This window comes from Streptomyces sp. SID8374 (genome assembly GCF_009865135.1).
Lineage (GTDB): Bacteria > Actinomycetota > Actinomycetes > Streptomycetales > Streptomycetaceae > Streptomyces.
The window spans coordinates 2,237,243-2,260,483 of the sequence record NZ_WWGH01000002.1; the positions used below are offsets into that span (position 1 = coordinate 2,237,243).

The 23,241-nt window shown below is 71.0% G+C and carries 23 protein-coding genes and 1 pseudogene; 19 read left to right on the forward strand and 5 right to left on the reverse strand.

All coding sequences use genetic code 11. The features are described from left to right. The first annotated feature begins 4 nt into the window (after positions 1-4). The 3 genes from GTY67_RS33195 to hypE all read left to right on the forward strand — a co-directional run bounded on the left by GTY67_RS33195 (position 5) and on the right by hypE (position 2,545). Positions 5-340 carry a HypC/HybG/HupF family hydrogenase formation chaperone gene (locus GTY67_RS33195; protein ID WP_161281491.1) on the forward strand — a complete coding sequence of 112 codons (336 nt, stop codon included), beginning with the start codon at positions 5-7 and terminating at the stop codon, positions 338-340. Further along, complete coding sequence (hypD, locus tag GTY67_RS33200) at positions 337-1,470, forward strand: hydrogenase formation protein HypD (RefSeq protein WP_093687941.1); 1,134 nt, start codon at positions 337-339, stop codon at positions 1,468-1,470. Before GTY67_RS33195 ends, hypD begins: the two co-directional genes overlap by 4 nt. A gap of 85 nt (positions 1,471-1,555) precedes the next feature. Continuing rightward, positions 1,556-2,545 carry a hydrogenase expression/formation protein HypE gene (hypE, locus tag GTY67_RS33205; RefSeq protein WP_237503060.1) on the forward strand — a complete coding sequence of 330 codons (990 nt, stop codon included), beginning with the start codon at positions 1,556-1,558 and terminating at the stop codon, positions 2,543-2,545. Positions 2,546-2,554: 9 nt separating this feature from the next. On the opposite strand, the pseudogene GTY67_RS33210 reads toward hypE, so the two are convergent. Both GTY67_RS33210 and GTY67_RS33215 read right to left on the reverse strand, forming a co-directional pair. Then, a pseudogene (locus GTY67_RS33210) lies at positions 2,555-3,198 on the reverse strand (TetR/AcrR family transcriptional regulator). Positions 3,199-3,422: 224 nt separating this feature from the next. Continuing rightward, positions 3,423-3,947 (reverse strand): alpha/beta fold hydrolase, encoded by a 525-nt coding sequence (locus tag GTY67_RS33215; protein ID WP_161281492.1) that lies wholly within the window; start codon positions 3,945-3,947, stop codon positions 3,423-3,425. A gap of 330 nt (positions 3,948-4,277) precedes the next feature. Between GTY67_RS33215 and GTY67_RS33220 the strand changes: the two genes are divergently transcribed. The 7 genes from GTY67_RS33220 (at position 4,278) to GTY67_RS33250 (ending at position 11,116) form a co-directional block, all read left to right on the forward strand. After that, positions 4,278-5,159 carry a siderophore-interacting protein gene (locus GTY67_RS33220; RefSeq protein ID WP_161281493.1) on the forward strand — a complete coding sequence of 294 codons (882 nt, stop codon included), beginning with the start codon at positions 4,278-4,280 and terminating at the stop codon, positions 5,157-5,159. A gap of 139 nt (positions 5,160-5,298) precedes the next feature. After that, on the forward strand, positions 5,299-5,517 hold the full coding sequence (locus tag GTY67_RS33225) for an MbtH family protein (protein WP_161281494.1): 219 nt from the start codon (positions 5,299-5,301) through the stop codon (positions 5,515-5,517). A gap of 77 nt (positions 5,518-5,594) precedes the next feature. Then, a complete protein-coding gene (locus tag GTY67_RS33230) occupies positions 5,595-6,143 on the forward strand; it encodes an FABP family protein (protein WP_161281495.1) in 549 nt (182 codons plus the stop codon). An 88-nt stretch (positions 6,144-6,231) separates the two neighbouring features. After that, positions 6,232-6,657 (forward strand): DUF4190 domain-containing protein, encoded by a 426-nt coding sequence (locus GTY67_RS33235; protein ID WP_093687953.1) that lies wholly within the window; start codon positions 6,232-6,234, stop codon positions 6,655-6,657. Between the two features lie 357 nt (positions 6,658-7,014). Further along, entirely contained in the window at positions 7,015-8,163 is a 1,149-nt protein-coding gene (locus GTY67_RS33240) for an AI-2E family transporter (protein ID WP_161281496.1), read from the forward strand. A gap of 327 nt (positions 8,164-8,490) precedes the next feature. Further along, a complete protein-coding gene (locus tag GTY67_RS33245; RefSeq protein ID WP_161281497.1) occupies positions 8,491-9,405 on the forward strand; it encodes a diiron oxygenase in 915 nt (304 codons plus the stop codon). Between the two features lie 61 nt (positions 9,406-9,466). Next, on the forward strand, positions 9,467-11,116 hold the full coding sequence (locus GTY67_RS33250; RefSeq protein ID WP_161281498.1) for an FAD-dependent oxidoreductase: 1,650 nt from the start codon (positions 9,467-9,469) through the stop codon (positions 11,114-11,116). A 201-nt stretch (positions 11,117-11,317) separates the two neighbouring features. Here GTY67_RS33250 and GTY67_RS33255 read toward each other — a convergent pair whose 3' ends face one another. Next, complete coding sequence (locus tag GTY67_RS33255; RefSeq protein WP_093687961.1) at positions 11,318-11,761, reverse strand: SRPBCC family protein; 444 nt, start codon at positions 11,759-11,761, stop codon at positions 11,318-11,320. Positions 11,762-11,917: 156 nt separating this feature from the next. On the opposite strand from GTY67_RS33255, the gene GTY67_RS34730 reads away from it, so the two are divergent. From GTY67_RS34730 to GTY67_RS33275, 5 genes are all read left to right on the forward strand, one after another. Continuing rightward, positions 11,918-12,073: a DUF6131 family protein gene (locus GTY67_RS34730; protein WP_015613097.1), complete on the forward strand. Its 156-nt coding sequence runs from the start codon at positions 11,918-11,920 to the stop codon at positions 12,071-12,073. 151 nt (positions 12,074-12,224) lie between these two features. Continuing rightward, complete coding sequence (locus GTY67_RS33260) at positions 12,225-13,682, forward strand: WGR domain-containing protein (protein ID WP_161281499.1); 1,458 nt, start codon at positions 12,225-12,227, stop codon at positions 13,680-13,682. A gap of 663 nt (positions 13,683-14,345) precedes the next feature. Further along, complete coding sequence (locus tag GTY67_RS33265; protein ID WP_141712239.1) at positions 14,346-14,825, forward strand: hypothetical protein; 480 nt, start codon at positions 14,346-14,348, stop codon at positions 14,823-14,825. A gap of 130 nt (positions 14,826-14,955) precedes the next feature. Next, positions 14,956-15,354, forward strand: a complete 399-nt coding sequence (locus GTY67_RS33270) for a hypothetical protein (protein WP_237502970.1) — start codon at positions 14,956-14,958, stop codon at positions 15,352-15,354. A 212-nt stretch (positions 15,355-15,566) separates the two neighbouring features. Next, the gene (locus tag GTY67_RS33275; RefSeq protein WP_256062194.1) at positions 15,567-16,361 is read left to right on the forward strand and encodes an SAM-dependent methyltransferase; all 795 of its coding nucleotides are present in this window, start codon (positions 15,567-15,569) and stop codon (positions 16,359-16,361) included. Positions 16,362-16,613: 252 nt separating this feature from the next. Here the strand turns inward: GTY67_RS33275 and GTY67_RS33280 are convergent, their stop codons facing one another. Further along, positions 16,614-17,555, reverse strand: coding sequence for a DUF5753 domain-containing protein (locus GTY67_RS33280; protein WP_161281500.1), 942 nt, complete (start codon positions 17,553-17,555; stop codon positions 16,614-16,616). Positions 17,556-17,643: 88 nt separating this feature from the next. Continuing rightward, entirely contained in the window at positions 17,644-17,877 is a 234-nt protein-coding gene (locus GTY67_RS33285) for a DUF397 domain-containing protein (RefSeq protein ID WP_093687973.1), read from the reverse strand. A 600-nt stretch (positions 17,878-18,477) separates the two neighbouring features. Here GTY67_RS33285 and GTY67_RS33290 point away from each other — a divergent pair. The 4 genes from GTY67_RS33290 to GTY67_RS33305 all read left to right on the forward strand — a co-directional run bounded on the left by GTY67_RS33290 (position 18,478) and on the right by GTY67_RS33305 (position 23,220). Next, on the forward strand, positions 18,478-19,293 hold the full coding sequence (locus GTY67_RS33290; RefSeq protein ID WP_161281501.1) for a TauD/TfdA family dioxygenase: 816 nt from the start codon (positions 18,478-18,480) through the stop codon (positions 19,291-19,293). A 94-nt stretch (positions 19,294-19,387) separates the two neighbouring features. Further along, the gene (locus GTY67_RS33295; protein ID WP_161281502.1) at positions 19,388-20,278 is read left to right on the forward strand and encodes an LLM class F420-dependent oxidoreductase; all 891 of its coding nucleotides are present in this window, start codon (positions 19,388-19,390) and stop codon (positions 20,276-20,278) included. A 148-nt stretch (positions 20,279-20,426) separates the two neighbouring features. Beyond that, the gene (locus GTY67_RS33300; protein WP_202462428.1) at positions 20,427-21,515 is read left to right on the forward strand and encodes a LacI family DNA-binding transcriptional regulator; all 1,089 of its coding nucleotides are present in this window, start codon (positions 20,427-20,429) and stop codon (positions 21,513-21,515) included. A gap of 76 nt (positions 21,516-21,591) precedes the next feature. Then, entirely contained in the window at positions 21,592-23,220 is a 1,629-nt protein-coding gene (locus tag GTY67_RS33305) for an FAD-dependent oxidoreductase (RefSeq protein WP_161281503.1), read from the forward strand. The last annotated feature ends 21 nt before the right edge of the window (positions 23,221-23,241 follow it).

Here is a 23,241-nt window from a genome sequence, read left to right on the forward strand (position 1 = left end):
CGCCATGTGTCTGGCCGTACCCGGCCGAGTGCTGGAGATCGAGGAACGCGACGCCACCCGGATGGCCAAGGTCGACTTCGGCGGCGTCGTCAAGGACGTCTGCCTGGAGTACGTCCCCGACATGCAGGTGGGGGACTACGCCATCGTCCACGTCGGATTCGCCCTGCAACGACTCGACGAGGAGTCGGCGCGCCAGACCCTGGAACTCTTCGAGAACCTCGGCGTCCTGGAGGAGGAGTTCGGCGACCACTGGGGCAAGGCGGCCAAGGACGCGGGCGCCCAGCGCCCCGCCGGAACGGAACTCCCGGCAGAGAGCACCGAAAAGGAGGGGCGGTCATGAAGTATCTCGACGAGTTCAGCGACCCGGTCCTCGCCAAGCGGCTCTTCGACGACATCCGGGCGCTCACCACCAAGCCCTGGTCCCTGATGGAGGTCTGCGGCGGGCAGACGCACTCGATCATCCGCCACGGCATCGACCAGCTGCTCCCCGACGAGATCCGGCTGATCCACGGCCCCGGCTGCCCGGTCTGCGTCACCCCGCTGGAGATCATCGACAAGGCCTTGGAGATAGCCTCCCGTCCCGATGTGATTTTCTGTTCGTTCGGCGACATGCTCCGGGTGCCGGGAAGCGGCCGCGATCTCTTCCAGGTGAAGAGCGAGGGCGCGGACGTCCGCGTGGTCTACTCGCCGCTGGACGCCCTGCGCATCGCCCAGGAGAACCCGGAGAAGCAGGTCGTCTTCTTCGGTATCGGCTTCGAGACCACCGCCCCGCCCAACGCGATGACGGTCTACCAGGCGAAGAAGCTCTCCATCCCCAACTTCAGCCTGCTGGTCTCCCATGTACGGGTGCCTCCGGCGATCGACGCGATCATGAACTCGCCGGACTGCCAGGTGCAGGCCTTCCTCGCCGCCGGCCACGTCTGCACGGTCATGGGCACCAAGGAGTACCCGGCGCTCGCCGCCGAGCACGAGGTCCCCATCGTGGTCACCGGCTTCGAACCGCTGGACATCCTCGAAGGCATCCGGCGTGCGGTACGGCAGCTGGAGGCGGGCGAGCACACCGTCGAGAACGCCTACCCGCGCGCCGTCAACGAACAGGGCAGCCCGGCCGCCCAGGCGATGCTGGCCGATGTCTTCGAGGTCACCGACCGCTCCTGGCGCGGCATCGGGATGATCCCGCAGAGCGGCTGGCGGCTGTCGCCCAAGTACCGGGAGTACGACGCCGAGTACCGCTTCTCCGTCACCGGCATCGAGACCGAGGAGTCCACGGTCTGCCGCAGCGGCGAAGTCCTCCAGGGCCTGATCAAGCCGCACGAGTGCGCCGCGTTCGGCAAGGAGTGCACCCCGCGCAACCCGCTGGGCGCCACGATGGTCTCCAGCGAGGGCGCGTGCGCCGCGTACTACCTGTACCGGCGGCTCGAAGCACCGGCGGCGAACGCCCCGGCGAAGGAGGCGAGTTCCGTTGGCTGACATCGCCCCGGCCCCCCTTCCGGAACCCGCCGACTTCTCCGGCTGGACCTGCCCCGCGCCCCTGCGCGACCACGAACGCATCGTCATGGGCCACGGCGGCGGCGGAACGCTCTCCGCCGAGCTGGTGGAACACCTCTTCGCCCCCGCCTTCGGCAGCGACGTCCTCGCCGAACTGGGCGACTCCGCGCACCTGACGATGGGCGGCGCCCAGCTCGCCTTCTCCACCGACTCCTTCGTCGTCCGGCCGCTCTTCTTCCCCGGCGGGTCCATCGGCGACCTGGCCGTCAACGGGACGGTCAACGACCTCGCCATGGCCGGTGCCGTCCCCGCCTACCTCTCCTGCGGCTTCATCCTGGAGGAAGGCATCGAACTCTCCGTCGTCGGCCGGGTCGCCCAGGCGCTCGGCGACGCCGCGCGTACCGCCGGAGTGACCGTGGCGACCGGCGACACCAAGGTCGTCGACGCCGGACACGGCGACGGGATCTTCATCAACACCGCCGGGATCGGGCTGGTCCCCGACGGCGTCGACATCCGCCCGCAACGGGCCGCCCCCGGCGATGCGGTCCTGGTCAGCGGCCAGATCGGGGTGCACGGGGTGGCCATCATGAGCGTGCGCGAGGGGCTGGAGTTCGGCGTCGAGATCCAGAGCGACACCGCCTCCCTGGCCGGGATGGTCGCCGACATGCTCGCCGTCTGCCAGGACCTCCACGTCCTGCGCGACCCCACCCGGGGCGGGCTGGCCACCTCGCTCAACGAGATCGCCGGAGCCGCCGGTGTGGGCATCACCCTCGACGAGCGGTCCCTGCCCGTGCCCGACACCGTCGCCAACGCCTGCTCGTTCCTCGGCCTCGACCCGCTGTACGTCGCCAACGAGGGCAAGCTCGTCGCGTTCGTACCGCCCGAGCACGCCGACGCCGTCCTGGAGGCGATGCGCGCCCACCCGCTCGGCAAGGAGTCGGTGCGGATCGGGACCTGCGTGGAGGACCACCCCGGCATGGTCGTGGCCGCCACCGGCCTCGGCGGGACCCGGGTGGTGGACATGCCGCTCGGTGAGCAACTGCCCCGGATCTGCTGACGCGGGTGGTTACCGGTCCGGCAGCAGCGCGGGGTCCGTGGCCGCCGAGCGCAGGCGCTGGTGGATGCCCTTGGCTGCCTTGTCGTAGCTGCCGAACTCGTTGTGCAGGACGGATTCGGCGTTGGCCAGCTCCAGCAGCGCGGCGATCTCGAAGGCGAGCTGCGGGACGTCCGTCTCCTCCGCTAGCTCTCCGGCCGCCCGTGCCCCCCCCGTACGGTCTCCTCGACGTAGGCGGACCACCGGGCGCGGACGGTCGCCAGCACATCGTGCACCTGGCCCTCGCGGGCGTCGTACTCCGCCGACACCGCGTAGAAGAAGCAGCCGCCCGGGAAGACCCGGTCCCGGGAGTACGCCAGCCAGGCGGTGCACGGGCGCCACAGCCGGGCGATCCCCGGGGGAAGTTCCTCGGCCGGCCGCACCACGTGCTGGGTGTAGCGGGCGACAGCCGCCCGTACGGTGGCGAGTTGCAGGTCCTCCTTGGAGCCGAAGAGGGCGAACACACCGCTCTTGCTGAGCTTCAGCTCGGTCGCCAGCCGCCCCAGGGAAAGCCCGTCCAGACCCTCCACGGAAGCGATGTCCACGGTGCTCCGGAGGATCAGCTCGCGGGTCTGGTTCCCGCGCGCGATCCGCCCGTCGGTGTGCGGCGCCGCCATGCCCCTGCCTGCTTTCGCCGGTCGGGTTCCCGGTGCTGCGGGAAGAGGGAGCCGGTCTAACGACTAGGCGTACGACCGTGCGGTCAGTACGCCGGGGGTCAGCAGGTCAGTGGGGGAGGGCGGATTCCGCCGCGCCCTGCGGCCGCCCCTCTTGGCGACGGCCTCCTCCCGCAGCCGGCTCCTGAGGCGGTCGCGGAGGCCGAGGGGGGAGGAGAACAGGTCGATCAGCAGGTCGAAGTCGCAGACCCGCTGATGGTCACGACCTTCGGTACGGTCACGCCGTGTTCGAGGGCGAAGAACGATCCGAGCGCCCCCAGGGAGTGCGCCACCACCGCCTTGAACGTGCCGTACCGCTGGTGGAGCGCGGTGATAGCGGTCCGGTAGTCCAGGACCGTGGTGCTCCGGCCGGTGGAGTCGCCATGGGCGGGTGCGTCGAAGGTGATGACGCTGCGGCCCCGGTCGAGGAGGGCCGGTACGAACGAGGAGAGACGCGATCCGCGCGACTGCCGGCCGTGCGCCAGGAGGACCGGCCGGGTGCCTTCGTCCCACCGACAGGTCATCACGGACGCACCGTCCACCTCGATCGGTTCGGTGTGGGCCCGGTCGAACAGCTCGCGTTCGGAGGCCCGCATCGCACTCCGGGGGAGCGGCATGTGGAACAGGGCGTGCGCGGCTGATGCCGCGAGCCGCCCCGAGACGAGGGAAGCGCTGTTGAGGGCGGTGCTCGCGACGCGTTCGGCCAAAGTCATACCCGTTGCTCCTCGATGGGCTTCCAGGAGCCAGGACATTGGCACGAACGACCGTGCTGGTGGTTTGACCGCGAAGTCCGCCGTGCCGACCCGGCCGGTATCGGACCGTAGTCCCGAGGCGGTATCGAACAAGGGGTCAGAGAAGGTTAGGCTGACCTAAGTCGATCGGAGCCGCCTGGGGCGAGTGCTCCGGGCCGGACGGCCGCCTCCGCGCGCGCCGAAGCCCGTCCCGGTGGCGCATCCGTCACCCGTGGCGGTGTCCGATGGGCGTATCCGCGTCCTGTCGCCGTCGCGAACAGGTCGACCGCCGCGCACGAAGGGGCCATGCCCATGACGATCCACCGAGCCGTCGTCGCCCGAGTCCAGCCGCTCACCGCGACCATGACCCGGGTCACGCTGCACGGCGAGGGGCTCGCCGGCTTCGAGTCCACCGGGGTCGGCGACGAGTACATACGCCTCTTCTTCCCGCACGGCCCCGACCGCACCGACCTGTCCCTGCCCCTCACCACGGAGAAGGGGTGGGAGACCCCGGAGGGGCGGCCCGTCGCCCCGATGCGTACGTACACCGTGCGGGCGGTGCGCCCGGAGAGCCAGGAGATCGACGTCGACTTCGTGCTGCACGACCACGGGGTGGCGTCGACCTGGGTGGCCGGGGCGCAGCCCGGGGACGTCATCGGCGTCAACGACCCCACCGGCCTCTACAGCCCCCCGGACGACCTCGCCTGGCAGGTGCTGATCGCCGACCAGACCGGACTGCCCGCCGTGGCCCGTCTGCTGGAGAACACCCCGGACGAGGTCGCCACCCGCGTGGTCGTCGAACTGCCCGGTCCCGAGGCCGTCCAGCCGCTGCCCGGCACCAAGGTGACCTGGACGTACGGCGGCAACGGCCATGGGGCCAGCAGGCTGGCCGAGCTGGTGAGCGCCGCGATCCCGCCCGGCACGGACATGGCCGGCGGCTACATCTGGGTCGCCGGTGAGACCAACGCGCTGCGTACCGTACGCCGTTACCTCCGCAAGGAGCTGGGGCTGCCCGCCACCCGGTTCAAGGTCGTCGGCTACTGGATCCCGGACGCCGACAGCTGGAACGAGCGGTACGAGGCCCTGCCCGACTCCGTGCGCGCCGAGCTGGTGGCCCTCTGGGACGACCCGGTCGGCGACGAGGAGGACCTCACCATCCGGTACGAGGCGCGCCTGAGCGATCTCGGGCTCTGAGGCCCGGGCCCCGGTCGCGTATGGCAATGCTCCTGATGCGCAGGGGAGTTGCGGGGTTCGAGGACTCAACCGGCGGCGATGCGGGTAGAGTCGCTGCCGTCGAAGTAAAGGCAGCCTTACCTAAGGTCGAGGAGGATCGGTGACCAACCCGTTCGAGGACGAGAACGGCACCTACCTGGTGCTCGTCAACGACGAGGGACAGCACTCCCTGTGGCCCGCCTTCGCGGAGGTGCCCGGCGGGTGGACCGTGGCGCACCCGGAGGACACCCGCCAGGCCTGCCTCGACTACGTGGAGCGGAACTGGACCGACCTGCGGCCCAGGAGCCTGAAGGAGAGCATGGCCACCGACCCGGCCTGAGCCGTCCGCGCCACGCGGGGCGATGCGCCTAGGCTGCCACCGGCACGAGAACCGGCCGCGACCCAGGAGCACGCCCCATGTCCCAGCCCGCCCCGCACCACCCGTACCCCGATGCCTTCCGGCCGGACGACGCACCGGCACCGCACGCACTCCTCGCGCCGGTGCTCGGGCTGCTGGGCACCTGGGCGGGGAGCGGGCGGGGCGAGTATCCGACGATCGAGGGTGCGTTCGCCTATGCGCAGGAGGTCACCTTCAGCCATGACGGACGCCCCTTCCTCCACTACGCGTCGCGCGCCTGGGTGGTCGACGCCGAGGGGCGGCCGCTGCGTCCGTCGGCCCGGGAGAGCGGCTGGTGGCGGCTCCAGCCGGAAGGGCGGGTGGAAGCGCTCATCACCCAGCCCACCGGCATCGCGGAGATCGCGGCCGGCCGGGCCGGCGACGGCTCCGTCGACCTCGCCACCCACGAAGTGGCTCTCACGCCCACCGCCAAGCGGGTCGATGCCACCCGCCGCCGCTACACCCTGACCGGCGCGGACACCCTCACCTTCGTCCACGACCTCGCGGCGGTGGGGCAGCCGCTGCGGCACCATCTGTCGGCGGAGTTCCGGCGGTCTGGCAAGAGTTAGGGCTTGTGGGGCATAGGTCGGATTTGCATACCGGCGGTCTTGTAGGGCATATGGACAGGACAACTTTTGGTAAAGGAGTTCGTATCCGATGTCCATGCCCAGTTACCCACAGCAGCCGAATGCGGACCAAGGGCAGTACGGCGCCCAGTACGGTGCTCCGGAACCCACCAGGAACAACGGCTTCGCGGTCACCGCTCTCGTGCTGGGTCTGCTCGCCTGCCTCTTCTTCTGGACGGTTGTCGGGGGACTCCTTCTCGGCCTGCTCGCCCTGGTGTTCGGCATCCTCGGGGCGCTCCGCGCCCGTGGGGGCCAGGCCCCGCGCAAGGGCATGGCGATCGCCGGTGCCGTGCTCGGCGCACTCGGCCTGATCGGCTCGGTCGTCGTCCTCATCATCGGCATATCCCTCTTCAACTCCGAGTCGTTCCAGGACCTCCAGGACTGTGTGGACCGGGCCGAGACCCAGGCCCAGGAGGACCGCTGCGCGGAGGACTTCGGCGAGAACCTGTTCAAGTGACCTCGAACGGCGGGACGGCGGTTTGCGACCGCGCCCCGAGTTTGTGACGGTAGGGGCGGGGAGTAGTCTTCCTCACCACCGGACCCCACGGTCCGGCGGATCATGTGTGCCCAACCGAGCAGAGGGAAGAGGAGGGTTCGATGTCCTCGAAGCGACGTCGTAAGAAGAAGGCCCGCCGCAAGAACGGCGCCAACCACGGCAAGCGCCCGCAGAGCTGAGGCCAGGTCCGGGGGTCCGAGGGGCAGCACCGCACGGTGCTGCCCCTCGGACCTGTTCCGGGCCGGGCGCACGGGCTCGCCCCCGGCCCGTCGCGCCGGGAATGCGGGAGAGTGGCCGGAGCACTCATAAGGTGAGCCCATGTCTGCCACGTTGAGCTCCGAAAAGAGCGCCGCCGCGCTCCGTAGATCGGCACGCGTCTCGCTCGAACTGCTGCTGGTCCTGTTGATGGCCACCGTCGTCCTGTGGCTGCTGGGCCGTACGTGGTCGGTGGTGTGGCCCCTCATAGTGGGTCTGCTCCTCACCACCCTGACCTGGCCGATCGCCCGCTTCCTGCGCAACCGGGGGTGGCGGCCCGCACCGGCGGCCGCGCTGGTGACCGTGCTGTTCCTGCTGGTCGGCAGCGGCATCGTCGCGCTGATCGCGGTGCCGGTGGCCTCCCAGTCCGGCCAGCTCGCCGACGGGGTCGTCGAAGGCATCGGGAGGCTGCGCGACTGGGCCGCAGGGCCGCCGCTGAACATCAGCGACGCCCAGATCACCGGTGCTTTCGACGCCGCCGTCGACCGCATCGAGAACAGTGCGGGCAGCGTCGTCACCACCGCGGTCACCGGGGTGAGCACCGTCTTCAGCGGCCTGGTCACCGCCATTCTGGCCGTCTTCCTGATGTTCTTCTTCCTCAAGGACGGTCCGCGCTTCCTTCCCTGGCTCGCCCGCCAGCTGCCCGGCCGCCTCGCCGCCGACGTCCCCGTCGTGGCCGAGCGCTGCTGGAACACGCTGGGTTCGTTCGTGCGGTCCCAGGCGTTCGTCGGCCTGCTGGACGCCGTCTTCATCGGCATCGGCCTGTGGATCCTGGATGTGCCGCTGGTGCTGCCGCTGGCGGTGCTGACGTTCGTCTCCGCGTTCGTGCCGATCGTGGGCGCGGTCTTCGCCGGTTTCGTCGCGGTGCTCATCGCACTGGTCTCGAACGGTCTGACGGACGCGCTGATCGTGCTGGCGATCATCATCGCGGTGCAGCAACTGGAGGGCAACGTCTTCCAGCCCATGATCCAGAGCCGTGGACTCGGCCTGCACGCGGCGGTGGTCCTGCTGGCGGTGACGCTCGGCGGCAGCCTGGCCGGCGTCGTGGGCAGCCTGCTCGCGGTACCGGCGGCGGCGCTGATCGCCGTGGTCTGGAACTACCTGCGCGAGCAGCTCAGCGACCCGGGGGAGGGGTCGGAGCGGCAGGACCGGGCGCCGGACCCCGAACCGGCCCCCGGCGGGCCCGAGTCCGATGCCCCGGTCCCCGCATGACGCCGTAACAGCCCCTCCTGCGGGCGCCCTTGACCGCTCAGCGCTGTCGGACCCGACCGGCCCGCCTCGGCACCACCGAGGCGGGCCGGTTTCCGTTGCCCGCTTCAGGCCCCCGGCGGGCCGGGTCGTGGAGAGCTCGTACAGATTCTCCGCACGGGTCTAGGCCCGCACTCCCCTCTTGCTATACCTTGCGTCTAATAAGCTTGCTAGACGCAGCGTCTAACAAGCGGGGCGGCGCTCGGCGGCCATCGATCTCATCGGGCGGGAACGCGATGGGAGAGGGGCCGGGCGGCGCCGGGCCGATCTCTCGAGTCAAGGAGCCGCACCATGTCAAGCAGCACCGTTCGGCCGGAGGACCAGGACCGGCTCGCCGAGCAGGACGTCGCCCGGCGACTGCTGGACTCGGCCGCCAAACTCTCCTACGACCCGGCCACCCAGGTGGACTGGGAGACCCCCCTCGACCCGGACCACTACGGTGCGAGCCCCGAGTGGTCCACGCTCTACAACACCGCGTACTGGAACGAGCTGACCGACGCCCAGCGCAAGGCGCTCACCCGGCAGGAAGCGGCCTCCGTCGCCAGCACGGGCATCTGGTTCGAGATGATCCTCCAGCAGATGGTGCTCCGCGACATGTACGCCAAGGACCCCACCGACCCCCGGTTCCAGTGGGCGCTCACCGAGGTCGCCGACGAGTGCCGCCACTCGATCATGTTCGCCCGGGGCGCGGCGAAGCTGGGCGCCCCCGCCTACCGGCCGCGCCGCCCCGTGGTTGAGCTGGGGCGCGCCTTCAAGACCCTGGCCTTCGGCGAGGCCGCGTACGCGGCGATACTCGTGGCCGAGGAAGTCCTCGACGTGATGCAGCGCGACTGGATGCGCGACGAGCGGGTGGCGCCCTTCGTCCGCACCATCAACAACATCCATGTCGTGGAGGAGTCGCGGCACATGAAGTTCGCCCGCGACGAGACCCGCAAACGGCTGCGGGACGCGGGCGCCGTACGCCGCCAGCTCAACGCGATCGTGGTCGCGATCGCCTCGTACTACATCGTCACCAGCATGGTGAACCGGGACGTCTACGCCAACGCGGGCCTGGACTCCCGGCGGGCGCGGGCCGAGGCCAAGGCCAACGAGCACCACAAGTCGCTGATGCGGTCCAGCTGTTCGGGGCTGATGGAGTTCCTGGCCTCGGCCCGGCTGCTGACGAAGCCGGCGCTGTTCTTCTACAAGCGCGCCTCGCTGATCTGACCGCGGCAGCGGTACGGCCCCGCGGCCGGTCCGATCCCTCACCACGACCCGAGACGACGAGATGACCTACGCCATCACCCAGACCTGCTGCTCCGACGCCACCTGCGTCGCCGTCTGCCCCGTCAACTGCATCCACCCGACCCCCGAGGAGCGGGCGTTCGGGTCCACGGAGATGCTCTACGTCGACCCGGAGACCTGCATCGACTGCGGGGCCTGCGCTGACGCCTGCCCGGTCGACGCGATCTTCCCGGTGGACAGCCTCTTCGGGGCGCAGAAGGAGTACGCCGCCATCAACGCGGCCTACTTCGCGGACCGGGAGCCCGAACCCGCCCCCGCCGGGCCGAACTTCCACGCCTGGGGCGAGCCCACCTTCGAGCGCGGCCTGCCCGCCGACTTCGCCCCGATCAGGGTGGCGGTCGTCGGCACCGGACCGGCCGGGATGTACGCGGCCGAGGACCTGCTCCTGCACACCAACGCCGAGGTGACCCTGGTCGACCGGCTCCCGGTGGCGGGCGGCCTCGTCCGCTACGGCGTGGCGCCCGACCACCCCGCGACGAAGAAGGTCGGCGAGACCTTCGCCCGGTTCCACTCCCACCCCCGGGTACGGATGCACCTGGGCGTCGAGGTCGGCAAGGACATCACCGCCCAGGAGCTGGCCGCCCACCACGACGCGGTGGTCTACGCGGTCGGCGCCTCCACCGACCGCAGGCTCGGCATCCCGGGGGAGGAGCTGCCGGGCAGCGCCTCGGCCACCTCGTTCGTCTCCTGGTACAACGCCCACCCGGAGGTGGCGCCCGAGTCCGTGTCCCTGGCGGCGGAGCGCGTGGTCGTCGTCGGCAACGGCAACGTCGCCCTCGATGTCGCGCGCATCCTCGTCACGGACCCGGAGGCGCTGGCCGCCACCGACATCGCCGACCACGCGCTCGCGGCGCTGCGGGCGTCCCGGGTCCGTGAGGTGGTGCTGCTGGGGCGGCGCGGTCCCGAGGATGCGGCCTGCACCGCCTCCGAGCTGCTCGCCCTGAAGCACCTGCCGGGTGTCGGCCTGGTCGTCGACGACCACGACCCCAGGACCGGCGCCGCGATCGACGCGGCGGCCCCGGGCACGAAGGCGGCCCTCCTGCGGGACGTGGAGCGCCGGGCGGTGGACTGGTCGCAGCCGCCCGCACCGGGCCGCCGCATCGTCTTCCGCTTCCACTCGGCCCCGGTCGCGGCGCTCGGGGAGGACGGTGTCACGGCCGTGCGCGTGACGGAGGGGCCGGGCGAGCAGGACATCCCGGCGGGCCTGCTGCTGCGGGCGATCGGCTACCGGGGCGTGGCCGTGCCGGGGCTGCCCTTCGACGAGGCGTCGGGGACCGTACCGCACGAGGGCGGCAGGGTGAGCGGCATGGCGGGGACGTACGTCGTCGGCTGGATCAAACGCGGCCCCTCGGGCGGCATCGGCGCCAACCGGACCTGCGCGGCCGAGACCGTCGGAACGCTGCTGGCCGACGCCGTGGCGGGCGCCCTGCCCTCCCCGGCCCACCCGGCCACGGCGTTCCGCCGCCTCGCGCGCGGCCGCGGCCGGAACGTCGTCGACGCCCGGGGGCTGGCCGCCATCGACCGGGCGGAGACGGCCCGAGGCCGCGAGCACGGCCGGCCGCGCGTCAAGCTCGGCACGGTGCCCGCCCTGGTCGCGGCGGCGAAGGGCCGCCGTTGGAAGACGCCCAGCTGATCCGGCCGCGAACAGAGCCGAGGCCCCACCGGTCGGTGAACCGGTGGGGCCTCGGCGGTTCGTGCAGGCAGGAGGGGAGCGCCTGCATGAACTCGGGTCAGGGGGACTCGTACCCGCTGTGCGCCGGATTGCACCTGGAAGTGCGCGTGGGGTGCGGCACAGGGGCCCGGGCGCCCGATATCGAGGTCCGCGGCGGCGCGGTCAGCGGGTTTCGGGATCCCCGCCGGACACTGTCAGCTCGGCCAGTTTCTGGAATTCACCGAGATCGTAGTTGGCGAGCACCGAATCGAGGTTGGTGAGCGCGCCGAGGCGTTCCACGAATCCCTGGGGGTCGTATTCGATCTGGAGCGCGACCCGGCTGGAACGGTCGTCGAGCCGATGGAAGGTGACCACCCCGGCATGATGGACACCCTCGGTCGTCTTCCACGCGATCCGGTCCTCCGGCACGACCTCCGTCAGCTCCGCGACGAACCCCTTGTCCGCCCCGGGCAGCGACAGCTGCCAGGCGAAACGCCGCTCGTCCAGCGGATCGACCCGCTGCACATGGCTCAGGAACTTCGGCCACTGGGTGACATCGCTCCACAGCGCCCAGGTGACGGCGACCGGCGCCTGGATGTCGACGGTCTCGACGATGGAGGAGGACATGCACGACCACCTTGCTTTCCCTCGGATACGGCTTGGGTTCTCTGGTACCCGCATCCGGTGGGCCCACGCGAAGCCGGCCGACGGAAAACCTTCAGCCGACGGAAAACCTTTATGAGGCGCATACTCGAAGGTAGTCGGCATTGTTTGGAGGGCTCCATGATTGTCCTCGGTGTCATTCTTCTGGTGATCGGCCTGATCGCCGGCATTTCCATCCTCTGGACCATCGGCATCATCCTGGTGGCCATCGGTCTGGTGCTCTGGGTCCTGGGAGCGACGGGCCGCGCGGTGGGCGGAAGGCGCCACTACTGGTAGCCCGCCGGGCGTGGAGCCCGCAAACCCGCACGGCCTTCGCCGCCGTCCCCACGGGGCGGCGGCGAAGGCGCGTTGTCAGTGCCTTCTCCTACGGTGTGGTCAGTGAGATCCGCCGGAACAGCCGCGGGTCCGCCCTGGGGAGGGGTCTGCCATGTCCACCGCGTCCACCGTGCCGACGACGACGTATCTGGAGCTGTCACAGGAGGGCGCCGGTGCGCACAAGTTCTACGAGGTGACCGTCGACGGCCTGGTCGTGACGGTGCGCTACGGACGGATCGGTGCCGCCGGGCAGACCCAGACCTCCACGTTCGCCACGCTCGCCAAGGCGCAGGCCGCGGCGGCGAAGAAGGTGGGGGAGAAGGTCCGCAAGGGCTACGCCCCGGCCGTCCCCGGGCAGCGCGCACCCCGGTCGGTGACCCGCCGCCAGGTGACCTCGGCGCCCTCCACCGCGCGCGCCGTCGCCCCCGTGCTCTGGCGTTTCCGCACCGGCTCCTCGGCCTTCGGTATCCACGTCGACGACGAGCAGTGCTGGGTGGGCAACCAGGCGGGCGATGTCTACACCCTGGACCACGAGGGCGGCGTCCTCGCCCGCTTCAGCCTCCCCGACGGTGTGAAGTGCCTGGTCGCCGACGACTTCTGGATCTACGCGGGCTGCGACGACGGCCGGGTCTACGACCTCTCCTCCAAGCTGCCGTTCGCGGCGTACGACATCGCGGCGGACGTCGACATCTTCTGGCTGGACATCCACGAGGGCCTGCTGAACGTCTCGGACCGCGACGGCCGGCTGACCGTCATCGACCACGAGGACGAGCACCAGTGGGCGCGCCGCAGCCAGGGCGAGCACGCCTGGATGGTCCGCGCCGACGACCGGGCGGTCTACCACGGCCACCACCGGGGCGTCACCGCCTACGCCCCGGACGGCGGCGGCGAGTTGTGGCACACGGCCACCCGCGGCGGCGTCCTGTTCGGCTGGCAGGAGGACGAAGCGGTGTACGCGGGGACGGCGCACCGGGCGGTCCAGCGGCTGGCGAAGGCGACCGGCGCGATCGAGGCCACGTACGCCTGCGACAGCGCGGTCTACTCGTGCGCCACCTCGCCCGGCGGACGGTTCGTCTTCGCGGGCGACGCCTCCTCGTCCGTGTACTGCTTCGACCAGGACGGCACCCGCCTGTGGAAGCTCGGTACGGGCGGCGGGTCGGCGCTGTCGATGCAGTACCGCGAGGGGCGGCTGTACCTCGTGACGACCGACGGTTCGCTGGTCTGCGTGGACGCGAGCGAGGCGGCCATCTCGGCGGCCCAGCAGGGCACGGTGCCCGCTCCCCGCGATGTGAAGCTGGCCGCCGCACTGCCGACCTACGCACCCGCCACCGCCGCCGCGGCGGTCACCACCGTGACCCACGCCCCCGCCGGATCGGTCGTCGTCGAGTGCGTCCAGGACACCGGCGGCCGCCTCCGCGTGCACGTGGTGTCCGGGGGCTACGACACCTCCTGGAACGTCCAGTTCCCCCGTGCGATACGGCAGCCCGGCGCGCGGTACGTGGTGGACGCCCTGCACGCGGCCGCCGGCGGTTTCTACCGGGTGCGGGGTGACATCCGGCGGCTGGAGTGAGGTGTGCCGGGCCGGTGGGCCCGTGGTCAAGTACCGGCTTCCATCCTGCACTTGCACGACAAGCGGAAAGATGAAGCATCTCCTTCACTCGTACGAGTGAGTGCCGCGCCCAGGTTGAAGGAAGCCGCTCCCAACGCAGATCCTCTTCCTTTCGCTTTCCTTCCGCTTTTCGCTCAGGAATGGTCGCAGTGTGATCGGAGAGGCCGCTCAGCGGCTCCGGCGAAGGGTGCGGCTCCGACCTCAACAGAACAAGATCATTCCGCTTTCACAGGCTTTCCTCGCAGTGGCACCGGATTCCCCCGCTGGCTACGTTGCGGTGCGGACAGACGGGAATGGGGCTTCGCCGGGTGCGCTCGGTGTACCCCGGAGTGCGGGCGAGGGGCGAGGGCGATGGAGCGGGTGGAAGGGCGGAGCGCGGGCCGCCCTGTGTTCAGTGTCTGCGCGTTCGAGGGGTGCCGGCGCCGGTTCCGTCAGCGGAACGCCACGGGCCGGCCCCGCACCTACTGCCAGGTCGCCTGCCGGCGACGCGCGCAGCGCCTGCGTGACCTAGTCGGCACGGAAGCCGAACGCCCCCGTGCCGGAACGGGGGTCACCGGCCCCGGGCGGTCGGGGGCGCCGGAAGGCCGGCGCCTGTTCGGGCTGTTGCTGCGGAATCTGCTCTGGTTGAGCGGGCTCACCGTGGACGAGGTCGCCGACCTGACACAGACGCGGCCCGAGCGGGTGGCGGCGGTGATCTGCGGCGACTCCGTGCCGGGCTGGCCGGCCACCTTCATGCTCGTCACCGCGATGAGGGGCTCACCCGATGACGCGCGCTGGCTGTGGGAGTGGGCCCGCGGACAGCGGCCGCGACGCCCCGCATCGCACGCCGCCGCGGTGTACCGGGCCCATGCCGCCCTCAGAGGCCTGCGGTTCGTGTCGGCCCTGCCCCCGGCCGGATCCGACAGCGGGAAGCGGATGTCCGTGGACGGCCCGGGTCTGCCCGAGGTCCTGTCGGACTGGGACCGGACCCGGGAGCTGGTCGAGAGCCTGGGCGGAAGTGCGGAACGGTTTCGGCCATTGTGGGAGCAGGTCCGCCGCTCCGCACCCGGCACCCCCGCGTTCCTCTCCTCCGGTGAGGACGGCGACGGTGCAACAGAGGAGTGAAACGGCGGGAGCGATACGCGCCCGGCGCGCCCAGCCCGCGCGCAGCGCCTCCGCGTCCGGCTGCCCCGAGCCGCCCTCCTGCGCTCTCCCGTCCGCGACGGCCGTCACGGACAACGTGCTGGAGCTACGGATGCCCGCAGCTTTCATGGCCTTCTGCACCCGGCGAATGACCGCCTACACGCGCTTCGCCACGGTCTGTACCGGCTGCCGGGACACCGGCACGGAGCTGGCACAGGAGGCGCTGGGGGACCTCGCGGCCGTCTGGGAGAAGGCACTGCGCAGTCCCTCGCCGGCGGCGGTCTCCTGGGATCTGCTCAGCGTGCGCGGCAGCGCCAGGGCCCGGTCCCGCCCGGGCGGCTCGGTCTACCGCTTGATGCCCCGCCTCCACGGCGACGCCGTGGTGCTGCGCTACCGCCTGGGTCTCACGCTGCCGGAGACGGCGGAACTCATGGGGGTGGGCCGGCTGGAGCTGAACGGAATGCTGCGCTATGCGACGAGAAGAGTTCTAGAGTCGGGCATATGCGTTTGACATAACCGAACGGTCGGCAGCTTGATTCCGGGCTTGTCGGGGCGCCGATATCCGTGACCGAAAGTAGTGTTCTCGAAGGGCCCGCATCCCCCCCAGGCGGTGAAGCCGCTGGCCACGGCGGAGGGGGGCTCCTAGCATGGAGCCCTGCTCGGAAATGGAATCCGACGCCGCGCGGGGCGCTGCGGCGCGGAAAGGCTACGGGGAGAAATGTCATCCAACCTGATTTCGGCACGCCCAGCGTAGCGAGGATGTACGACTACTTGATCGGTGGGCGCGACAATTACCCATCGGACCGGGAAGCGTGTGCGGAACTCCTGCGGATCGCTCCCAGTACACGTGAACTGGCCCTGATCAACCGCGCCTTTCTGCTCCGCGCGGCTCGCTATCTGGCCGCGGAATGCGGCATCAAGCAGTTCATCGACCACGGCTCGGGCCTGCCCACCCAGCCGAATGTCCACCAGGTCGTCCAGGAAGTCCACCCCGACGCACGCGTGGTGTACGTGGACAACGATCCCATCGTCCTGGGCCACGGGCGCATGATGCTCGAAGAGGACACGGCGACCACCGCGGTGATACTCGAGGACATGCGCCGGACCGACGCCGTGTTCGAGAGCGACGAGGTGAGACGGCTCATCGACTTCGGCCAGCCCGTCGCGGCTCTCTTCGTCTCGGTCCTGCACTGCGTGCCCGAGAAGGACGACCCCTGGGCGCTGGTGCGGGACGTGGCGCGCCGACTGCCGTCGGGCAGTTACCTGGTCGTCTCCCAACTGGCGAGCGACGACGAGCAACTGCGCAGCGACATCACCCAGTTCATGCATGCCGCGACGGGCGGAAACTGGGGCGAGGTCAGGTCCCTGGCCGAAGTGAACCGCTTCTTCGAAGGGCTGGACCTGGTGGAGGGCGACGCACCGTGCGAGGTGTCGCTCTGGCGGCCGGACAGTGAGATCGGGCCCCGCCAGGAGACCCAGGAGTGGGTCGAGTACGGGGGTGTGGCCCGGGTCCGCTGAGCGGTGGCCCGTCGATCAGGTCGCGCTCGTCGTCCGGCACCCCTCTGAGGGTGTCCGACGGATCATGGCCGGACACCCCTAGGGCCTGTCGTCAAACTGCCGTCTGCCGCGCGACGCCTGGCACGCCCGCTCGCGGCGTTGCCGGAATGGCCAAGTAGCTCCGCTACGAGGCCATTCCGGCGCCTTGCGATCGCACGCACCAGACGCCGCGCGGCCGCCCTTCGGGCGACGACGGCAGTTTGACGACAGGCCCTAGCGCTGCCCGACGAGCCGGTCGATATGGGACTGGATGATCTCCAGCGTCGCATCCTTGCCGGCGGCCCCCATGAACAGCGTGGTCAGCCGCTGGCGGTGCTGGTCGATGCTGTCCTGGTCGCTCAGATAGGACCCGCCCACATTGCTGGACTCGATGTAGACCACATCGCTGCCCTGCCCCGGCTCCATCGTGAGCAGGGTGACCGAGTTGTGCGCGGGGGCCAGGGCGGCGAGTGCGTCGAACGGCAGGACCCTGATGTGGATGCGCCGGTTGTTCTCCGCGAGGCTGTACAGCTGGCGCAGCTGCCCGCGCATGACCGTCGTGCTGCCCTTGGTCCGCCGCAGGACGTTCTCGTCGAGTACGGCGTAGAAGTCGGGCGCACCAGGCAGGAAGAGGAACATCTGGCGCTGTAGGCGGACAGCCATGCGGCGGCGGACCCGCGCGATGTCTGGCTCGTGGAGCGTGCCCTCGGAGTCGGCGGCCGCCTCCGTCATGATCGCCAGGGCGTAGTCGGGCGTCTGGAGCAGGCCCGGAACGTGGTGGGTCTCGAACGTGCGGATCTCGCGAGCCGCCCGCTCCTGGCTGAACAGCCGGTCGCTGTGACCGGGCACGACGTCCCGGTACTCGGCCCACCACTCCTTGACGCTCGCCTCCTTCGCCATGTCCAGGCAGGCTTGGAGGTTTCCCGGGTCGCCGTCGGTGTAGAACTCGACCAGCGCCCGGACCTGTTCTTCATGGACCGGCACCTTGGCGCCCTCGTACTTGCTGAGCATCGACGCCGAGCCGATCACCTTGGCCGCCACCACGTCGGTCTGACGCAGCCCGGCCTCCTCGCGCAGCCGTCGCAGATGCCTCCCCAGGAGGTCAGCTGCGACGGCCGGCGGCCTGCCCGGCTCGCCACCAGCGTCCGGAAAAGCTCTCACATCTCGATCGGGCATCCTCGCTCCTCGCCCCTCACCGGCCCGGCGGCCAGTATTTCAGAGCGAAGAGTCAACGATGGCGAGGTGGCGGACGGCTATCTCTTTTTCAGACAGTCATGCCGTCGAACTCGCCACTCTTGGCACCCGCCAGAAACGCCTTCCATTCCGCCGAGTTGTACACCAGCGCGGGGCCGCTGGTGTCCCGGGAGTTGCGAAGGGCGACGTGGCCTTCCTCCAGACGTGCAATTTCCACGCAGTTCCCGCCGATGCCGTCGCTCGCCGTGGCCTTCACCCACGTGACGTTCGTGATCGAGTCTGCCGGAACACCGTTGCTGTACATACGATTCACCTGCCCTTTCGGTCCTGACCTGCTGGAATGTGAGCGAGAGCGACAGGGTCGTGTCGCGAGCGCGCTCGGTCGGCACCCCGGTTTCATGCACCCGTGAAAGTTCATGGGCGGTGGGGTCGCTGGCGATCCTATCCCCGGGAAAGGGCCTTTCGGTGTCCCTCGAAAGGGTGTTCCTGCGGGGTGACAATATGGGTCGCCGGGTGATCATTCACGGGCCGGGCGGCCACTCCCCGGCCACTCCCGCGCGGGGGCCGGCCAGGCGGTGGAGATTGGCCGGGGGCGATGAGGTGGCGAGCACTGGCAGACCCTGGCGGATTCCGGCGGAGAGCTATTTTCCTTTTCAATCACCGGTCGGCGGTCCGGGGGCGCGCCCGGCCGGGCGGAGGCCGGCGGCCGGCGATTTGTTCACGCGAGTGCAACGCCGTTCGCCTGTCCCGGGCCGGGGGAGCCCGCCTACCGTGGACGGGTGACCCTCCCCGCGCTCCACCGCCGACTGCACGTGGACCTGGTGCGCACGTCCGCCTCCCTCTGTCGACGGGCCCGCCTCCGTCCCCGTACGACAACAGCCGCGAGCACAGGGAGCAGATGGGCATGACCACCGTCACCACGCACGAGATACGCCGTGTCGGACCCAGGATCGGCGCCGAGGTGATCGGCATCGACCTCACCCAAGCCGTCGACGAGAAGACCGCCGACCAGCTGCGCCAGGCCTTCGAGGACCACAAGGTGCTGGTGTTCCGGAACCAGCACCTGACCCCCGATCAGCACGTCGAGGCCGTACGCATCTTCGCGGAGCCCTTCGACCACCCCACCGCCGTCAAGGACACCGCCAACCCGCTGGTCTACCCGTACAACGTCCAGCAGACGGGGAAGGCGAGCCAGTGGCACATCGGCGGGCTGTGGCGCAGCCCCGTCTTCGCCATCGAGTCGCTCACCTACGAGGAGGTCCCCGAGCTCGGCGGGCACACCCTGTGGGCCGATCTCCAGGCCGCGTACGACGATCTGTCGGAGCCCTTCAAGACCCTGCTCGCCTCGGTGAGCGCCGCCTATGACGCCGACCCGCAGAACTACGCCCAGGGGAAGAAGCGGACCGCCGTCGCGGAGACCGTGGAGCACCCCGTCGTCCTCGAACACCCCCTCACCGGGCGGAAGGGGCTGTTCATCAGCAGCTCGGCCCTCCACCTCACCGGCGTCACGCCGCAGGAGAGCAAGGTGCTCCTCGACCATCTGCTCCGGCACGCCTCCTCGCCGGACTACACCATCCGCTTCGGCTGGAACCCCGGCGACTTCGTGCTCTGGGACAACCAGGCGACCTGGCACTACGCCGTGGACGACTACGGCGACGGCGCCCGCGTCTACCGCAAGGTGATCGGCGTGGAGCGCCCCGGGACCGCGACCACCGGCTGACCCCGTCCGCGGCCCGCTCACCCCACACTGCGCCGTACGGGTGAGCGGGCCGCCCCGCCGGGAATACCAGGCACGGGTGACGGTTGATCACACCATGACTTCCTTGACGCACGAGGCATTCGGACGGGTCGGCATCTGGAGCGGCGCCCTGCACGGGTCGCGGACGGACGACGCGGGCAGGAAGGCGATCGCGGAGGCGGTCGCCGAACTCGAAGAGCTGGGGTACGGCACCCTCTGGATCGGCGGCAGCCCCTCGCCGGACGACGCCGCTGCCCTCGTCGACGCGACGCGTACGGTGACGGTGGCCACCGGCATCCTGAACATCTGGAGCCACACCGCCGAGGAGGTCGCCGCCCGGATCTCCGTCATCGAGGAGGCCGCACGCGGGCGCTTCGTCCTCGGTCTGGGCGTCAGCCACGGCCCGATGGTGCCGCAGTACGCGAAGCCGTACAGCGCGATGGTGGCCTACCTCGACGCCCTCGACGCGGCGCACCCGTCCGTGGAGCCCGGCGAGCGGGTCCTGGCCGCGCTCGGCCCGAAGATGCTGAAGCTCGCCGCCGACCGGGCGCTGGGCGCACACCCCTACCTCGTCACCACCGAGCACACGGCGGAGGCCCGCGAGGCGCTCGGCCCCGACGCCCTGCTCGCCCCCGAGCTGACGGCCGTCCTCGACACCGACCTCGACCGGGCCCGCACCACCGCGCGGAACATGCTGGCGATGTACCTCCAGCTCCCCAACTACACCGCCAACCTGCTGCGGCTGGGGTTCGCGGAGAGCGACTTCGAGGACGGCGGCAGCGTCCGCCTCCTCGACGCCCTCTTCGCACTGGGCGACGCCGAGCACGTGAAGTCCCGGACCCGGGAGTACCTCGACGCGGGCGCCGACCACGTGGCGCTCCAGGTGCTCACCGCGGAGGAGGGCGGCGCCGGACTGCCCCGGGCCCAGTGGCGGGAGCTCGCGGAAGCGTTCGGGGACGAGCTGTAGAGAGCGCCGAATATTAGTCGTTTATTAGTCGTTCACCCCCTCTTGACCCCTCCCTTCGCCCAGCGGCAAAGTGCTGGCTAATCCGCATTAGCGCCGCAGGAAATTTTGGCGGCCCCGTGACTAATGCGCATTAGTCGAGGGAGTGGGCATGGCGGAAAGCGGACCTACCCGGCAGCGGCGCGGCCGGCCGCGCCAGGCCGAGGTGGCCCGGCTCGCGGGCGTGTCGCAGACGACGGTGTCGCTGGTGCTCGGCGGCAACAAGCAGGGCATCGTGCTGCACGAGGACACCCGGGCCAGGGTGCTGGCCGCCGCCCGCGAGCTCGGTTACGTCCCCGACCCGGCCGCCCGCCGCCTCGCCGCCGCCCGGAACAACCTCCTGGGCGTCTTCAGCTTCACCGCCACCTTCCCGACCGCCGTGGAGCACTCGTACTACCCGATCCTCGTCGGCGTGGAGCAGGAGGCCGCCGCCCAGGGCTACGACCTGGTCCTCTTCACCGGGTCCAGCCCGGGCGGCGCCCATGCCGGGGGCCCCGGCGCGCTGAACCGGGTGCGGCTCGCGGACGGCTGCCTCTTCCTCGGCCGCCACGTCCCGGACGACCAGCTGCGCAGGCTCGTCGCGGACGGCTACCCGGCCGTGCACATCGGCCGCCGCGACGAGCTGGAAGGGCTCGCCTGGGTCGGCGCCGACTACGTCTCCGCCAGCGCCGAGGTCGTCCGCCACCTCGCGGACCTCGGCCACCGGCGGATCGTCCTGGTCCGCGAGGACGACGACGCCCCCGCCTCCACCGACCGCGAGCACGGCTTCCGTACCGCGCTCGCCGCGTGCACCGGCCCGGGCGCCGCCGACGACTCCGCAACCGTCGTACGCACCGCGCACCCCGCGCACGACATCACCCCGGCATGGGTGCGCGACCGACTGGCCGAGGGCGTCACCGCGTTCGTCGCCGAGGAGACCGACACCGGGGCCGCCTGGCGGGCCCTGCACACGGCCGTCGCCGCCGCCGGGCTCACCGCGCCCGACCACCTGTCGCTGGCCCTGCTCGGCTCGCCGCCCGCCGACCTGGCCGCCGCCCTCCCGCCGACCGGCTTCGACATCCCCCGGGCCGAACTGGGCGCCGCCGCGGTCCGCATGCTCACCGCCCAGCTCTCCGGCCACGAGCACACCGAACCCCTTGTGGCCTGCGGCTTCCGCGCCGGGAGCACGGCGGGCCCGCCGCCGCCCGACCGGGCGCGCTGAGGTCCACCGGCCGCCGCGCCCCATCCCCGTACCGCCCCACACCCCCCGTACACCCACCGCAAGGAGTCAACGCCGTATGCCCACCCCCATCGGCACCCCCACCGAGACCGACGTCCTCATCGTGGGCGGTGGTACGGGCGGCGTCGCCGCCGCGCTCGCCGCCTGCCGGGCCGGCCGTGCCGTCGTCCTCACCGAGGAGACCGACTGGATCGGCGGCCAGCTCACCTCGCAGGCCGTCCCGCCGGACGAGCACCCCTGGGTCGAACAGTTCGGCGTCACGGACACCTACCGGGCGCTGCGCGAGTCGATCCGCGCCCACTACCGGCAGTGGTACCCGCTGCGCGCCGAAGCCCTGGACCTGCCGCTCCTCAACCCCGGTGCGGGCCGGGTCAGCAAGCTCTGCCACGAACCGCGCGTCGCCCTCGCCGTGCTGGAGTCGATGCTCGCCCCGCACATCGCCGCGGGCCGCCTCACCGTACTGACCCACACCCGGCCCGTGGCCGCCGACACCGACGCCGACCTGGTCCGCGCCGTCACCGTCGAGGACATCCGCGACGGTGACCGGCACACCGTCGCCGCCCCCTACGTCATCGACGCCACCGAGACCGGCGAACTGCTGGAACTGGCCGGTGTGGAGCACGCGTCGGGCGCCGAGGCCCGCTCCGAGTACGACGAGCCGCACGCCCCCGAGACCGCCGACCCGCTCAACCAGCAGGGCATCACCGTCTGCTTCGCCCTCTCCCACCACCAGGGCGAGAACCACACCGTCGACCGCCCCGACGACTACGCCTTCTGGCGCTCCTACCGCCCGGACTTCTGGCCCGGACCGCTCCTCGGCTTCACCGCACCCGACCCCCGCTCCCTGGCCGCCGTCACCCGCACCTTCGAACCCAACCCGGACATCGACCCCCTCGCCGTCAACGCCGACCAGAGCGCCGACGCGGGCGACAAGGAGCTGTGGGGCTTCCGCCGCATCCTCGCCCGCAAGCTGCACCGCCCGGGCGCGTTCGACTCCGACATCACCCTCGTCAACTGGCCGCTCAACGACTACTGGCTCAAGCCCCTCATCGGCGCGGGCGAGGAGACGAGCCGGGCCGCCGTCGCCGAGGCCCGCCAGCTCTCGCTCTCCGTCCTGTACTGGCTCCAGACCGAAGCCCCCCGTACCGACGGCGGCACCGGCTTCCCCGGCCTGCGGCTGCGCCCCGACGTCACCGGAACCGCCGACGGCCTCGCCAAGGCCCCGTACGTACGCGAGTCCCGCCGCATCAAGGCCGTCACCACCGTCACCGAGCACGACGTGGCCATCGACCTCGTCGGCCCGTACGGGGGCACCCGGCACCGCGACTCCGTCGGCGTCGGCGGCTACCGCATCGACCTGCACCCCTCCACCGGCGGTGACAACTACATCGACATCGGCTCCGTCCCCTTCGAGATCCCCCTCGGCGCCCTGGTGCCGCGCCGGGTGCGCAACCTGCTCCCCGCAGGCAAGAACATCGGCACCACCCACATCACGAATGGCTGCTACCGCCTCCACCCCGTCGAGTGGAACATCGGCGAGGCCGCCGGCGCGCTCGCCGCGCACTGCCTGGACGAGGGTGTACGCCCGCACCAGGTGCAGGAGGAGGACAAGCGGCTGGAGGAGTTCACCCGCGTCCTCGACCGGGCGGGCGTCCAGCGCCACTGGCCCGACGTACGGGGCTACTGACCGCGAGCAGCACCGCAGTTC

Excerpts from the sequence above, each read along its gene's own strand:
- GTY67_RS33195 (WP_161281491.1), top strand. The coding sequence starts at position 5 with ATGTGTCTGGCCGTACCCGGCCGAGTGCTGGAGATCGAGGAACGCGAC.
- hypD (WP_093687941.1), top strand. The coding sequence starts at position 337 with ATGAAGTATCTCGACGAGTTCAGCGACCCGGTCCTCGCCAAGCGGCTC.
- hypE (WP_237503060.1), top strand. The coding sequence starts at position 1,556 with ATGGGCCACGGCGGCGGCGGAACGCTCTCCGCCGAGCTGGTGGAACAC.
- GTY67_RS33215 (WP_161281492.1), bottom strand. The coding sequence starts at position 3,947 with ATGACTTTGGCCGAACGCGTCGCGAGCACCGCCCTCAACAGCGCTTCC.
- GTY67_RS33220 (WP_161281493.1), top strand. The coding sequence starts at position 4,278 with ATGACGATCCACCGAGCCGTCGTCGCCCGAGTCCAGCCGCTCACCGCG.
- GTY67_RS33230 (WP_161281495.1), top strand. The coding sequence starts at position 5,595 with ATGTCCCAGCCCGCCCCGCACCACCCGTACCCCGATGCCTTCCGGCCG.
- GTY67_RS33235 (WP_093687953.1), top strand. The coding sequence starts at position 6,232 with ATGTCCATGCCCAGTTACCCACAGCAGCCGAATGCGGACCAAGGGCAG.
- GTY67_RS33240 (WP_161281496.1), top strand. The coding sequence starts at position 7,015 with ATGTCTGCCACGTTGAGCTCCGAAAAGAGCGCCGCCGCGCTCCGTAGA.
- GTY67_RS33245 (WP_161281497.1), top strand. The coding sequence starts at position 8,491 with ATGTCAAGCAGCACCGTTCGGCCGGAGGACCAGGACCGGCTCGCCGAG.
- GTY67_RS33250 (WP_161281498.1), top strand. The coding sequence starts at position 9,467 with ATGACCTACGCCATCACCCAGACCTGCTGCTCCGACGCCACCTGCGTC.
- GTY67_RS33255 (WP_093687961.1), bottom strand. The coding sequence starts at position 11,761 with ATGTCCTCCTCCATCGTCGAGACCGTCGACATCCAGGCGCCGGTCGCC.
- GTY67_RS34730 (WP_015613097.1), top strand. The coding sequence starts at position 11,918 with ATGATTGTCCTCGGTGTCATTCTTCTGGTGATCGGCCTGATCGCCGGC.
- GTY67_RS33260 (WP_161281499.1), top strand. The coding sequence starts at position 12,225 with ATGTCCACCGCGTCCACCGTGCCGACGACGACGTATCTGGAGCTGTCA.
- GTY67_RS33270 (WP_237502970.1), top strand. The coding sequence starts at position 14,956 with ATGCCCGCAGCTTTCATGGCCTTCTGCACCCGGCGAATGACCGCCTAC.
- GTY67_RS33280 (WP_161281500.1), bottom strand. The coding sequence starts at position 17,555 with ATGCCCGATCGAGATGTGAGAGCTTTTCCGGACGCTGGTGGCGAGCCG.
- GTY67_RS33285 (WP_093687973.1), bottom strand. The coding sequence starts at position 17,877 with ATGTACAGCAACGGTGTTCCGGCAGACTCGATCACGAACGTCACGTGG.
- GTY67_RS33290 (WP_161281501.1), top strand. The coding sequence starts at position 18,478 with ATGACCACCGTCACCACGCACGAGATACGCCGTGTCGGACCCAGGATC.
- GTY67_RS33295 (WP_161281502.1), top strand. The coding sequence starts at position 19,388 with ATGACTTCCTTGACGCACGAGGCATTCGGACGGGTCGGCATCTGGAGC.
- GTY67_RS33300 (WP_202462428.1), top strand. The coding sequence starts at position 20,427 with ATGGCGGAAAGCGGACCTACCCGGCAGCGGCGCGGCCGGCCGCGCCAG.
- GTY67_RS33305 (WP_161281503.1), top strand. The coding sequence starts at position 21,592 with ATGCCCACCCCCATCGGCACCCCCACCGAGACCGACGTCCTCATCGTG.